Genomic DNA, 13,193 nt, shown 5'->3' with positions numbered 1-13,193 from the left:
GGAAAGGGTCGGGACTTCGTGTCCCGGCCCTTTTTTGCAGGACTGCCGGCTGGCGGGTCGGTCACACCGCCTGAATGTTCTTCTGCGTCTGGCCGGTTGGAAACTGTCCGCTTTTAGGTTTCAAACAAAGAGAGCGGACGTTCCGCCACGAGGTAGATCGCTCGCTCTCTAGGATATCGAGATTTCCTGGTCAGACTTCGATGGCTTCCGCCAGGGTCAACGCATCTTCAACATCGACGCCGAGGTATCTCACCGTATTTTCAATCTTGGTGTGACCGAGCAGAATCTGGACAGCACGCAGATTCCCGATCGCTTTGTATATGATCGACGCCTTCGTTCTGCGCAGCGAATGCGTCCCGAAGTCTTCGCTTCCGAGTCCGACCGCGGTGACCCATTCGTCGACGAGACGCGCATATTGACGCGTGCTCATATGAGCGGAGTGATCGACCCGGCTGGGGAACGCAAAATCCTCGATCGATCCGCCGCGCCGCTCAAGCCATGCCAAGAGGCTCCCGCGAGCATCCGACATGATTTCGAACTGAACGGGCCGATTTGTCTTCTGCTGGATCACCATCGCCCGCGTTCTCAACTCACCGCCGGCTACAAGGTCGCCGATCCTTATCTTCACCAGATCGCAGCCTCTCAGTTTGCTGTCGATTGCGAGATCGAAGAGCCCCCGGTCTCGAAGCCGGTGCTCTCGATCCAAGTGGAAGCGAATTGCCCATATCTGCCGTGGCTTTAGCGGCCGCTTTGCACCAACCTTTCGACCGGCATTCCATGCCGGTCGTGGAGGTAAATAGTCGAATTCCGGCCTACCCAGATTCGTTCTCCTGTGGCCAAAATGGCCAAAAAGGGAAACGCTCGGGTCAAGCCGATTGGCCGGTTGCGGAAGGTCATCTTGCGGGCCGACAAATCGCAACGAGAACATATTTCGAAGGAAGAATGTCTCTGCAGTCAAAATTTGCGATGAAAGCTGATCAAGTCCGCGTCCGGATCGCCATAACCGCAAATTAGCCCGCGCAACATCTGAGCCGCCATCATCGAAAAGGTGATGCCGTTGCCGCCGTATCCCATCGCGGCATAGCAGTTCGGCATGCCGGGAATTCGGCCGATGGTCGGCGTACCGACCGGGCTGTCGCCGAAACTGCCGGCCCAGCTGTAAGCGGGCGACGCGTCCACTCCCGGCAACAGGGCGGCAAGCTTTCGCGAAAGCGTCGCGGTCTTGTCATGAAGCTTGGCGTCGCGGAGCGCCGCATCGGAGATTTCCTCGTCCTCGCCGCCGCAGATAATTTCTCCGCGTGGGGTTGTTCGGATGTAGAGATAGGGATCGGCGGCTTCCCAGATCATTGCGGCCGTCGGCCAGATGGCGCGGGGCTGCGGGCGCGTCGCGATCGACCAGCTCGAGATGATCTTGTTCCCCTTGCGAGGAATCCCCTTCATCATCTCATAGCCCGTTGCCATGACGACATGGCGCGCGCGAATGCTCGGTCCGCGCGCCGAGACCAATGAGACGCCATCGCCCGTCGGGGCGATGTCGCAGATATCGACGGGCGCGTAGAGCCGGGCGCCCCGCGCCAGCGCGACATTCAGATAACCGGCAGTGAGACGACGCGGATCGGCGGAATAATTGCCGAAACCGATCAGGGCATGGCGTCCCTTGATCCCGTAACGCTCCTGAACCGCAGCGGGTTTGAGCAATTCCACCTCGAAACCCGCACGCCGCCGGGCGTCGGCTTCGACCGCAAGCCCGTCAGCATCGAGCACATTGCCGTCGAGATAGATCGAGCCGCGCGTCGCCCCATCGACGGCAAGGCCCAGCCTTTCGGTTCGTTCGCGTAGCGCGTCGACCGACTGGCGCGATCGCCGCCAGATGCGTTCGGCCTTTTCGCGCCCGATCCGCTCGGCCATCAAGGTCAGCGGCGTGTCGAGCTCATATTGCAGCATCGCGGTCGACGCGGCGGTCGATCCCTCTGCCGGTCCCCGGCGATCGACGATAACGGTCTTGAGCCCCGCGTCCGACAGCGCCTCGGCGATCAGCGCGCCCGACACGCCGGCCCCCACGACGACCGCATCGCACGCGATGTCGCTTGTCAGCGGCTGCGCGGCGATCGCAGGACGACGCCGTGCCGACCAGATCGACTGGCCGGTCCGGAGATCGCGATGATGGGTCGCCGATGCGCGGCTCACCAGAAGAGGCGATCAAGCAAGATCGCGCACCTTGGCTTCGCGTGCCCAATGACGCCGGGTGCCCACGCTTTCGAACTTGTCGATCGCAACGACACCGCCGTCCTTTTCGACCCCCGCCTTGTCGAGGAGCAACTGGGTCGCCTCATCATGCGCGATCGTCTTGCAATGGCCATAGGCGTCCATGAACCACTGAACTGCGGCGCCCTGCCCCGACAGCGCCTTGGCCTGTTCTTCGGTCAGGATCGACGCGACGGCGTCGAACAGCACCGAGGGGGATCCCGCGAGCTGACCATCCGCCTTGAGCGTGCCGCCCTTGACCTTGATCCCGCCGACCTTGGGCGCGACGAGGAAGGCGGTGCCACCGGCGCTTTCGATATCGCCCTTCAGCTTGTCGATGGCTGCCTTGTCCGATCCTTCGGCAAAGAGGATCGCCACCTTGCGGCCCTCCATCGTGTCGTCGGCGTTCTTCTGGATCGACAGCGCGTCGGAGGTCTTGAGATCGACCGGCGCACGCGCGGCCTTTTCTTTCGCCGGCAGGTCGATCGCGAGACCCGCGGCGACGCGCTTGGCCAGGCCCTCGTCGATATTGCGAAGCTGGCCGACGACGCGCGCGCGAACATGGTCGAGCGCAACCTTCGACAGTTCGAACACCAGCGCCGAAGCAATATGCGCCTGCTCATTTTCGGTCTGCGACAGGTAGAAGAGCCGCGCCTGGCTGAAATGATCGGCGAAAAGCTCGGCGCGGAGGCGCAGCTTCTGCGCCGGATCGTTCCGCTCGTCGTTCGTCTCGAAGGTCTTGAAGCCCGTTTCAGCGCTTGCGCGCGGACCGCCATTCTCGCCGGCTTCGGCAAGGCTGTTGGGTTCGTAGTTGGCGCGTCCGGTCGGCACGAGCGTCTGCATCATCCCGTCGCGCTGGAAATTGTGGAACGGGCATTTCGGCGCATTGATCGGGATCTGGTGGAAATTGGTCGTGCCCAGCCGCGACTTCTGCGTGTCGAGATAGGAAAAAAGTCGGCCCTGCAGCAGCGGATCGTTACTGAAATCGATGCCAGGAATGATATTCGACGGCAGGAAGGCGACCTGCTCGGTCTCGGCAAAGAAATTGTCGACGTTGCGGTTCAGCGTCATGCGGCCGACGATTTCGACGGGGACATCCTCCTCGGGAATCAGCTTGGTCGCATCTAGCACGTCATAGGGCTGCTTGGCCGCAAATGCCTCGTCGAACACCTGCACGCCCAGATCCCACGCCGGGAAGTCGCCCGCGTCGATCGCCTCGAACAGGTCGCGGCGGTGGAAATCGGGGTCGGCACCCGCGATCTTTACCGCTTCGTCCCAGGTCGTCGACTGGATGCCGAGCACGGGTTTCCAGTGGAATTTGACGAACTTGCCCTCGCCCTTTTCGTTGACGAGGCGAAAGGTGTGGACGCCGAAACCCTCGATCATGCGAAGGCTGCGTGGGATCGTGCGGTCGGACATCGCCCACATGATCATGTGCATCGCCTCGGGCATCAGCCCGATGAAGTCCCAGAAGGTGTCGTGCGCGCTCGCCGCTTGCGGATAGCCGCGGTCGGCCTCCATCTTGACGCTGTGAACGAGGTCGGGGAATTTCATCGCGTCCTGGATGAAGAACACCGGGATATTATTGCCGACGAGATCCCAATTGCCGCTGTCGGTATAGAGCTTGACCGCGAAGCCCCGCACGTCCCGCGGCGTATCGACCGACCCGGCACCGCCCGCGACCGTCGAGAATCGGACGAAGACCGGGCAAGTCGCACCCTCCTTCTGCAGGATCGAGGCCTTGGTCAGCCCGGGGATCGCCTTGGTGCATTCGAACACGCCGTGCGCGCCCGATCCGCGCGCGTGGACGATACGCTCGGGAATGCGCTCATGATCGAAGTGGAAGATTTTCTCGCGGAGGACGAAATCCTCGAGCAGCGTCGGGCCGCGCTCGCCGGCGCGCAGCGAATTCTGGTTGTCCGAAATGCGGTGGCCGAAATTGTCGGTGAGATAGGCGGCCGGATCGGCGGCGCCGCCTTCGACCTGCTGGTGGAGTTCATCGCCATTGCCGCGGTTACCAACCGGGGCGACCCGACCCTCGCCAGGCTTATGGTCGCCGAGGGCGTGGACGGTCGCAGGCGATGGCGCGGGCTTCTTGGCCATGAGGGGTTCCTTGAATTTTGAGGGGCTTGCCTCCTCAACCCCCCGCTCGCACTTAGGTTTCGCTGCGTGTCGCTTTCTCAGACTATTTCTGGTCGGCCATCATATGCCCGTCCTGTTCGCGCAGCCAGTTGTGGAGCCGCGTCGCCGCCATCGCACCTTGCCCCATCGCCACGCTGATCTGGTCGAGACCTTCGATGACGTCGCCCGCCGCATAAACGCCGGGAAGCAGGCCGTCCGAAAAGGCGCTGAACGGAATGCAGCCCTTCGGATCGATTAGCGGCCCCAGCATGGCGGCAAGCTCGCTGCGCGGCGTCGATCCGAATGCCGGGTAGAGCGTATCGAACCGGCGCGGCGCGGCTTCGCCCTCGATCGCGACGAACATCGCCTCCTCGGTTGCGTCGAGCCGGAGAACCCGGCCTTCGATAACATCGACGCCGCTCGCCGCGAGCTCGCCCCGCTGCTTGTCGGTCAGCGCCACCTGCCATTTCGGGATGAGCGTGATGTTGCTCGAATATTGTCGCAGGAACATTGCCTCGGCGGCGCCATGGAGGTCGGAACCGAGGACAGCGATCCGCTCGTCGCTATGTTCGAAGCCATCGCAGATCGGACAATAGCGCAGCACGCCGCTGCGAACCGCTGCCTGATGATCGCCGCTGTCGAGTTTCGCCAGATTGGTATCGACGCCGGTTGCGAGGATCAGTCCGCGCGCGCCGATGACCGCGCCGCTATCGAGGCGCGCGCGAAACAGCGCGCGGTCTTCGTCCCGAGCGATCTCGACAACGCGGCCCTCGACGATCTCGGCGCCGTAGCGCACGGCATGGTCGCTCATGCGCGCGATGAGATCGGCTCCCACGATACCGTCCGGAAATCGGGGGATATTGCGTGAACGCGGAACCCAAAGAGTGCGCGAACGTCCGTTATGGACGATGCGCACCTTTCTTCGGTAGCGCGCGAGATACATGCCGGCCGTCAGCCCGGCAGGTCCTGCACCGACGATCAATATATCGATCGGCGACCCTTCGCCGGCCGAAAGCGACGTCATCCTGTGGCCCGCGCCGAATAGTCCATGGCCGCGAGGATTTCCGTAATCGCGACGAACGCAAAGCAGACCGAGCTGTCCGCCACGCCATAAGGCAGGAAAATATCGTCGCCGACCCGGATCGCCCCGCAGGTGTAGACGACATTGGGGACATAGCCTTCGCGGTCCTCATCGGCCGCAGACAGGATCGGATTGGGCGTCCGGCCGATCACCTTCGACGGATCGGCCTTGTCGAGCAGCACCGCACCGATCGCATATTTGCGCATCGCGCCGACGCCGTGGGTCAGCACCAGCCAGCCCTCGTCGAGCTCGATCGGCGCGCCGCAATTTCCGATCTGGATCAGTTCCCAGGGGAAGCGGGGTTCGAGCAACAACGCGCCGCCGTCCCATTCATCGACCTTGTCGGAGCGCAGCAGATAAAGATTCTTGCCGTCCTGGCGACCAATCATCAAAAACTGCCCGTCGATCTTGCGCGGGAACAGGGCCATGCCCTTGTTCCGCCCCGCGGCGCCCTTGATCGGAGTCAGCGTGAAATCCTTAAAGTCGCGTGTCCGGAGCAGCTCCGACTGGATGTCGCGGCCACTATAAGCCGTGTAGGTCCCGATCCACTCGCTCTTGCCGCTGTCGCGCTCGAACTCGAGGAGCCTCAGATCCTCGAGGCCGTTGCGCTGCGCCTCGGTGATCGGGAAGATCACCGTCCCGGACAGGGTGCTGTCCTTCTGACGATAGAGCGAGACCACATCGTCGGGCTTGTCCTCGCGGTGCGGGCCCAGCATCGCCGCCGTGGCGAAGCCGGGTTGCGGGAGCAAGGTCAGTTCGCGATCGTGGGTGATGATGCCCTCGCGAAAGGCGATGGTCGAAATATGACCCTCGCCGACCGCGCGCAGCGAAAGCAGGATACGGATGCTGCCTTCCTGCAGCCCGCTTTGATCGGGATGGCGCACGACGCTAGGGTTCATCAACGCCGCCGCGGCATAGCTATATTCGTGACAGAAATAGGCGCCGATCAGCAGCCGCGTTTCGCGTTTGAGCGCCAAGCCTTCAAGCCCGAGCTTGGGTTCGATCTCGTCAAAACGATCCTCGAACACTTTCTCGATCTGCCAGTGCCGATCGGCAAAATCGCGCAGGACGACGCCAAGTTCCGCACGCACCGTGCGGGGATTGAGCGCGACGATCTCACGCGCCAGCCGCTGCACGCGCTCGAGATCGGGGCCCGACGCCTGCCAGGCTAGATGGAAGGGCCGCACGACGACGCGCGTCGGGTCGGCGTGCAGCCGCAATTCATGCTGGACGAGATGCAAGCGAAGATCCTTTCAGCCGACCTTCCGGACGAAATCCCGAATGGCATAGGTCGCATGCTGATAGGCGAGAACCGACTCGGCGCCCTCATTCAAATTGAGCCCGCGCGGATTTATGCCGTCCTTACTGGTCCCGGTCAGCGGATCACCGACGATCACGCCGCGATCATTGGCTCCGGTAAACCATTTATAGGCACGTCGCGCGTGCGCCAACCAGATATCGTCGCCCGTCACATCATAGGCGGCCGAAGCGGCATCGATCGCGGCCCAGATTTCAAGCGGCTGCTGGTCGAATGGCCGCGGCAGTTCATAGACGTGACCGAAGCTGTCTGACCCGACGGGGCGATAATGACCTTGTGGGGAGATTTGAACGTCGTTGATCCACCGCAGCGTATCTACTCCGCACGCGGTGACGTCCGCGCGCTCCAATCGCACGCCCGCGCGCAACATGGCCTCGGGCAGGCGGCCATTGTCATAGGCAAGCACCGGCTCGAACCATCGCCAGTCCTGCCGCGCCGCGCTGTGGTAGAGCGCGATCAGCCGGTCAGCGCCATGGCGCAATATCCGGTTCGCCAGATCATGCTCGGGATGCGCCGCGAGCATGAAGTCGGCGCCGAGCATTGCAAAGGCAATCGCCCGCGGCGACTGGAAATCCAGTGCGGATGCCGCGGTGCGCTCGAACAGCTCATGCGCCCATTGCCGCAGGCCGGCGTCACGTGCGTCGCGAGCCGTAGCACCGAGCGCCCAGAGGGTTCGGCCACAGCTGTCTTCGGACCCCACATCTTCGAGCCAGTTGCGCCCGAAGCCCATGAAGTTGCGGAATTCGCCGCGGTCCGGATTCCAGGCGTGCTGCACGAACGCGGCAAAGACCGAAGTGAGTTGCCCGCACCGACCGATCGCGTCTTCGTCGAGCCGATGCATCAGCATGAGCGCGCGCGCATTGTCGTCGACGCAATAGCCGTGCGCGCGATCGGGGATCATGTGCACGCTGTGCTGCAGGATGCCGGTATCGTCGCAAATGCGCAGGAACCCGTCGATGCCGATATGCTCGGGAATAGGCGCAGCTTTCGGCACGACGCGGCTTTCCGCGATCAGCGAACAGGTCCGCTCGGCGAACACGGGCCAGATCATATCGCGACTGCGATCATAGGCGCGACGCTGTAGCGTGAGCAGCCGGTCGGCGTCGCCGAGCAGGTAGCGGATCTCGTTCGCGATCGCTTCGCTATCGTTGAAGGGCACCAGCACGCCATGATCGTCGGCGAGGAGTTCGACCGCATGGACATAGGGCGTCGATATCACGGCCTTGCCCAGCGCCATCGCATAGGAGAGCGTACCCGACGTCGACTGCTGCGCGCCCGTATAAGGCGTCACGTAGATGTCGGCCGCCTCGATAAGATCGAGCAGATCGTCGGTGTCCATAAAGGCATTGATCCAGCGGACATGCGCATCGACGCCGAGCGACACGGCGAGCGCGTGGAGCCGTTCGCGATAGGCTTCGCCTTCATGCGCGAGCAGATTGGGGTGTGTGGCGCCTGCGATACAATAGAGGAAGTCGGGGTGATCCTCGACGATCGCGGGTAATGCCTGGATGACAGCCTCGATCCCCTTGCCTGGCGACAAGAGGCCGAAGGTCAGCGCGACCTGCTTGCCCGCAAAGCCGAACTGCGGCTTGAACTGCGACGCACGCCCGAACGGCCGGTCGGGAACGCCATGCGCGATCAGCGCGATCTGATCGTCATCGGCATGATAGACGCTGCGTAGCAGGTCGCGCGAGCGTTCGGACATCACGACGAGCTTGGTCGCGCGCGCGATCAGACGCTCCATGACGCGGCGCTGGTCGGCGTCGGGTTCGGCGAGCACCGTGTGAAGCGTGACGATCAGCGGCGCCGAAACCCGGTCCACGAGTTCAAGCACCATGTCGCCCGCCAGCCCGCCGAAGAGGCCGAATTCGTGCTGCAGCCAGACGATGTCGGCGCGGCTCGCCTCAATCCGTTTTGCCGCGTCGATGAAGCTGTCGGCGTCACCCTCTGTGATCGCAGCACGAACCACCGGATCGAATATGGTCGGTACCGCTGCGGGTGCCATGGCGTAAACGTCGACGGCGATCTCTGGTGCGGCCGCCTGCAGCGAGGAGTAGATATCGGCCGTGAACGTCGCGATGCCGCAGCGCCGCGGAAGGAAACCGCCGATCAGCGCGAGCCGAAGGGTCGACGCGACGGCGGGACGGAGCGACTGGCAGGCCTCAAGGCCTTCATCGAACGACGTGCGATCGGGAGCTTCGTACACAGGTTTTTACCTTCCAAAATGAAGCGGCAGAAGGCCTCACCCAAATGCATTGATTGGTTTTGGGACGCGCGGCGAAGCGCCACGGAGCGTCCGGAATTAGAACAATTTAGCGGGGATTTGGTTCCGCCGCACACCCACTCCGCACCGAAAACCCCGTCATTTCAGGCAAGCGACGATGGATGCGATAACCGCCAGCGTTTCGCGCGGGTCGCGCACGCAAATCGTGTCGAGCCCGAGCATCTTGGCGGGATAGTCATTGCCGCCGGGGAAAATCGCGTCGCCGATGAACATCATGGCGTCGAGCGGAAAGCCACTCTCGTCGCGGAGCGTGGTCAACCCATAGGCCTTGTCGACCCCTTCGCGGGTGATGTCGATCGACGTTGCGCCGCCCATGTTGATCGACAGGCCCGGAAGACGCGCGCGAAGGTCGTGCTGGATGATCTTGCGCTTCGAAAAGTCCGGATCCCATTTTTCCTTGGCGTCGATCGGCGCCTGCTGGCCGAGCGCCGAAAAGGTGATCTGGCTGCCGCGGTCTTCGATGCGTTCGCCCCAGACGGCTTCGGGCACGAAGCCCGTGGCTTCGAGCGCGGCATCGAAAGCCCCGAATATGCGCTGTTTCTCATCGTCGGCGAAGAGTTCCGCATAGACCGCCTGCCAAGCGTCCGAACGATAAGTGTAGAGCTTCGTGCCGGTCGTGGGCATGAGCCACAATCGCGACCGGTCGGCGCGAGCCGGAAGGCGCGAGGCGATCTGCTTGTCGAATTGGGGCCAGTCGCCGCCCGAGATGATCGCGACGTCGGCGACAGCCAGAAGGTCGGCGAGCGCCTCCCCCATCACATCGGCGAGCGGCTGCTTGCTCTCGGCGAGCGTGCCGTCGAGATCGAAGGCAATGAGATTTTTCAAACAAGAATGGCCGGCTGCGCCATCGGCAGCCTGTCGCCGACATACCGGTCGCATGCGACGCGCCCGGACAGCTCCGCGTCCTGGGGGGATCCCCCGGCCATGATCAGATTGCCCGTCAAACCCCGGATGTCGCGATAGTCGTTGATGCGCTTGGCATAATAGAGCGGCAGATCGAAATTCGCCGTCGCATGCCCGCGACGCTCCGCCTGGCTGACGGACATCAGGGCGATCTGATGGTGATAGAGAAGTTCGTTGAGGTCCATAATCGCTCCGTTGGCGGGGAGCACAATGGTCTCTCAGTTACCGGCGCGCAGGTCAGCACGGCAATGATAAGGATATGGGTGCGCGGCGGCGTATTGCAATCTTCAGCGAAGCTATTCTCGTCAGTCTTTCGTTGGCCGGCATGTAAAGGTCCGCTGTTGGCACTCCTTCGTTGCCCTCGCGAATGGCCGACATCAGGCGCAAAGCGGTCATCGCGACATGCTCTCAGCAAGCGCCGTGCTATTCTGGCTCGCCGCAGTTTGGCGACGTTAAGCCGCCAATCTAGGCACGATTCGAACCTTCGACCCGAACCTTTGGCTTGGAGACAAAATCGATATTTCCCGATATCGGCACGGATCCTGTCGAGTGATAGGAAAGATTTGGCAACGATATCGTACAAACGACGATGGAGCGGGCGAAGGGATTCGAACCCTCGACCCCAACCTTGGCAAGGTTGTGCTCTACCCCTGAGCTACGCCCGCTCTGGCGGCTGGAAACGGGTGGCTCCCAGCGGGTGAGGCGGGCGATTAGCACCGGCTTTCGGAGTCGGCAAGCCTTGTTTGCGATTTTCTGCATGGGGTTGGCATATCGCCGGCAAATCCCACATAAGCGGGGTGAGAGCGGGCCGGTACCGGACGCCACACAGTCAATAGGAGCAATATCCCCGTGGCCACTTTGGGTCTGAGCGCACAAGAAAAGGAAGCCGTCGAAGCCTTCCGCCGCGATGTCGTCGAGCCATCGATGACCAGCCTCGTCATCCTCGATTTCTGGGCCGAATGGTGCGGGCCGTGCAAGCAGCTGACCCCGATCCTGGAAAAGGTCGCCGCCGACTATGCCGACAAGGGCGTGGTGCTGGCAAAGGTCGACGTCGATGCGAATCGCTTCATCGCGGGCCAGTTCCAGGTCCAGTCGATCCCGACCGTCTATGCGATCTTCCAGGGCCAGCCCGTCGCGAACCTGACCAATGCGCGCAGCGAAAGCCAGATCAAGGCGATGCTTGACCAGTTGCTCGCGCAGCTGCCCATTGAAAGCGCGGCGAGCGCACGCGCGATCGAGATCGCGCCGCTGATCGAGATGGGCGAAGGTGTGCTTGCCGAAGGCGACGGCGAACGCGCCGCGTCGATCTTCGGCCAGATCCTGGACATCGCGCCCGACAATGCCCCGGCGCAGGGCGGGTTGATCCGCGCGCTCGTGCTCACGGGCGACCTCGAGAGCGCGCAGGGGCTGCTCGACATGATTCCGGCCGAGATCGCCGACGATCCCGCGATCGCGCAGGCGAAGAGCGCCTTCGCGCTTGCTGCCGACGCACCCGACGCGGGCGAACTCGCCGCGTTCGAGGCTGCGGTCGCGGCGAATCCCGACGATCATCAGGCGCGCTTCGACCTTGCCGCCGCGCAGATCGGCGCGGGCAGGCGCGATGCAGCGGCCGACAATCTGCTCCACATCGTCGCCGCCGACCGCGAATGGCAGGAGGGCGCCGCGCGCGCCAAATTGCTTGCGCTGTTCGAAGCCGTCGGGCTCGAGGATCCCTGGGTCGCGGCGCAGCGCCGCCGCCTGTCTTTGATTCTCTTCGGCTGATGGGCGAGACCGCGCCCCTGACCATCCAGCGGATCGCGATCTTTCCGCTGCCCGGCGCACTGCTGTTCCCCGGGCTGCACCTGCCGCTGCACATCTTCGAGCCGCGCTATTCGGCGATGGTGCAGGAGGTGCTGGTGCGCGACCGCCAGATCGGGATGATCCAGCCGCGCATGCTGCCCGGCGAGGAAATGCGCGAACCGCCCGCGCTCTACGACATCGGCTGCGTCGGCAAGATCGTCGACGTCGAGGCGCTGGACGAGGGGCGCTTCAACCTGGTGCTCGAGGGGGTCGCGCGCTTTCGCGTCCGCCGCGAGCTCGACGTCACGACCCCCTTCCGCCAGGTCGAGGCCGAGATCGAGCGCGAGGACGACGACGCGGTGCTGGCGAGCATCGAGCGCGCGAGCCTCGAACGCGAGGCCAAGCGCTTTGCCGAGCGGCAGGGCTATGTCGTCGACTGGAACGCGGTCGGCCAGCTCGACGATGCGACGTTGGTCAACGGCATCGCGCAGGTCGCGCCGTTCGACGGCGCGGCGAAGCAGGCGCTGCTCGAATGCGACACGATCGACGCGCGCGCCGAACTGGTCGTCCAGATGATGCAATTCTTCGGCCGCATGAGCGGCGACGACGGGCGCTCGACGCTTCAATAATCAGGCGTCGATACGCAGCGCAATATCCGCGAAAGCGCGCCGCACGATATGGCGATGGCTTTCGGAGAGCCGGCCCGCGGGGTCGACCGCGGTGAGGTGTCGCCGCACGAGCGAGTGCTGCGCCGCCAGCTTGGCCTTGCCCCTTTGCCATTCACCGTCGCGGCGCTGGGCCCAGTCGTCGGCGAGCCGGTCGGCGAGACGCCCCGCGAGATAGTCCGACGCGCGCCCTTCGACGGCGAGTTCGGCGTCGGGATCGACGAGCCGGTCGAGGATTGCGGGATCGCCGAGCGACAGGGTTTCGGCGGCGAGCCGGTGCGGCGCGCGGCGCTGATCGCCGTGGAGGCGATGGCGCAGCGCCTGAAGCTCTGCGCGGATCTGCCAGTTCATGTGCGTGGTGAAGGCGGCGCGGCGCGGATCATAGCTTTGCGCGGCGCGGTGGAGCGCGATCGCGCACGCCTGTTCGCCATCTTCATAGGCTGAGGACAGGCCATAGCGGCGGATAAAATAGCGGATGCGCGGGGCGGCGCAGGCGGCAAGGCGCGCGAAGGCGCGGTCGGCCTGGGCGCGGCGGCGAGGGGTGGGTTCGGCATCGCTTGCGGTGCGCGCGGCGATCCAGTCCATCACCGCCTGTTCGAGGGCGTCGCTCTTCGCCGACATGGTCCCGGCTCCTGCTGCGCGGCGGTGTTTGCCGCACGGAACAGGCTATGGGGTCATGGTTAGCGGGGGCGTGCCAGCGCCCTAGGTAGAAATACGCATGGCTTGGCTATCACCCAAGCCGTTCGCATCGAGCGAAGTCGAGATGCCCATCGGCAGCGCACGCCCTCGACGTGTCTC

Annotated in this window: 11 protein-coding genes and 1 tRNA gene; 2 read left to right on the top strand and 10 right to left on the bottom strand. The window is 63.7% G+C overall.

Going from position 1 to position 13,193, the window contains the following annotated elements; all coding sequences use genetic code 11:
- Positions 1-190: 190 nt before the first annotated feature.
- The 9 genes from BWQ93_RS17070 to BWQ93_RS17030 all read right to left on the bottom strand — a co-directional run bounded on the left by BWQ93_RS17070 (position 191) and on the right by BWQ93_RS17030 (position 10,616).
- Positions 191-958 carry a tyrosine-type recombinase/integrase gene (locus BWQ93_RS17070; RefSeq protein WP_232314646.1) on the bottom strand — a complete coding sequence of 256 codons (768 nt, stop codon included), beginning with the start codon at positions 956-958 and terminating at the stop codon, positions 191-193.
- Positions 955-2,187, bottom strand: coding sequence for an NAD(P)/FAD-dependent oxidoreductase (locus BWQ93_RS17065; RefSeq protein ID WP_077031541.1), 1,233 nt, complete (start codon positions 2,185-2,187; stop codon positions 955-957). Before BWQ93_RS17065 ends, BWQ93_RS17070 begins: the two co-directional genes overlap by 4 nt.
- 12 nt (positions 2,188-2,199) lie before the next feature.
- Positions 2,200-4,347: a catalase gene (locus BWQ93_RS17060; protein ID WP_077031540.1), complete on the bottom strand. Its 2,148-nt coding sequence runs from the start codon at positions 4,345-4,347 to the stop codon at positions 2,200-2,202.
- A gap of 82 nt (positions 4,348-4,429) precedes the next feature.
- Positions 4,430-5,389 carry an NAD(P)/FAD-dependent oxidoreductase gene (locus BWQ93_RS17055; protein ID WP_077031539.1) on the bottom strand — a complete coding sequence of 320 codons (960 nt, stop codon included), beginning with the start codon at positions 5,387-5,389 and terminating at the stop codon, positions 4,430-4,432.
- Positions 5,386-6,687, bottom strand: a complete 1,302-nt coding sequence (locus BWQ93_RS17050; RefSeq protein ID WP_077031538.1) for a glycoside hydrolase family 130 protein — start codon at positions 6,685-6,687, stop codon at positions 5,386-5,388. Before BWQ93_RS17050 ends, BWQ93_RS17055 begins: the two co-directional genes overlap by 4 nt.
- 12 nt (positions 6,688-6,699) lie before the next feature.
- Positions 6,700-8,970, bottom strand: a complete 2,271-nt coding sequence (locus tag BWQ93_RS17045) for a glycosyltransferase family 4 protein (RefSeq protein ID WP_232314645.1) — start codon at positions 8,968-8,970, stop codon at positions 6,700-6,702.
- Between the two features lie 156 nt (positions 8,971-9,126).
- Entirely contained in the window at positions 9,127-9,873 is a 747-nt protein-coding gene (locus tag BWQ93_RS17040) for an HAD-IIB family hydrolase (protein ID WP_077031537.1), read from the bottom strand.
- Positions 9,870-10,136 carry a hypothetical protein gene (locus BWQ93_RS17035; RefSeq protein ID WP_077031536.1) on the bottom strand — a complete coding sequence of 89 codons (267 nt, stop codon included), beginning with the start codon at positions 10,134-10,136 and terminating at the stop codon, positions 9,870-9,872. Before BWQ93_RS17035 ends, BWQ93_RS17040 begins: the two co-directional genes overlap by 4 nt.
- 405 nt (positions 10,137-10,541) lie before the next feature.
- Positions 10,542-10,616: transfer RNA gene (locus tag BWQ93_RS17030), tRNA-Gly, on the bottom strand.
- A 184-nt stretch (positions 10,617-10,800) separates the two neighbouring features.
- On the opposite strand from BWQ93_RS17030, the gene BWQ93_RS17025 reads away from it, so the two are divergent.
- Positions 10,801-11,712 carry a tetratricopeptide repeat protein gene (locus BWQ93_RS17025; RefSeq protein ID WP_077031535.1) on the top strand — a complete coding sequence of 304 codons (912 nt, stop codon included), beginning with the start codon at positions 10,801-10,803 and terminating at the stop codon, positions 11,710-11,712.
- Entirely contained in the window at positions 11,712-12,359 is a 648-nt protein-coding gene (locus BWQ93_RS17020; protein ID WP_077031534.1) for an LON peptidase substrate-binding domain-containing protein, read from the top strand. Before BWQ93_RS17025 ends, BWQ93_RS17020 begins: the two co-directional genes overlap by 1 nt.
- Here BWQ93_RS17020 and BWQ93_RS17015 read toward each other — a convergent pair whose 3' ends face one another.
- A complete protein-coding gene (locus BWQ93_RS17015) occupies positions 12,360-13,016 on the bottom strand; it encodes a sigma factor (protein ID WP_077031533.1) in 657 nt (218 codons plus the stop codon).
- Positions 13,017-13,193 lie beyond the last annotated feature (177 nt).

Source organism: Sphingopyxis sp. QXT-31 (assembly GCF_001984035.1).
GTDB lineage: Bacteria > Pseudomonadota > Alphaproteobacteria > Sphingomonadales > Sphingomonadaceae > Sphingopyxis.
Note: the sequence above shows the minus strand (reverse complement) of the source record. Positions and strands in the feature narration are given on the sequence as shown.

Bases quoted from the DNA above. Each gene is read 5' to 3' on its own strand.
- BWQ93_RS17035 (WP_077031536.1), bottom strand. From the start codon at position 10,136: ATGGACCTCAACGAACTTCTCTATCACCATCAGATCGCCCTGATGTCC.
- BWQ93_RS17015 (WP_077031533.1), bottom strand. From the start codon at position 13,016: ATGTCGGCGAAGAGCGACGCCCTCGAACAGGCGGTGATGGACTGGATC.
- BWQ93_RS17055 (WP_077031539.1), bottom strand. From the start codon at position 5,389: ATGACGTCGCTTTCGGCCGGCGAAGGGTCGCCGATCGATATATTGATC.
- BWQ93_RS17020 (WP_077031534.1), top strand. From the start codon at position 11,712: ATGGGCGAGACCGCGCCCCTGACCATCCAGCGGATCGCGATCTTTCCG.
- BWQ93_RS17060 (WP_077031540.1), bottom strand. From the start codon at position 4,347: ATGGCCAAGAAGCCCGCGCCATCGCCTGCGACCGTCCACGCCCTCGGC.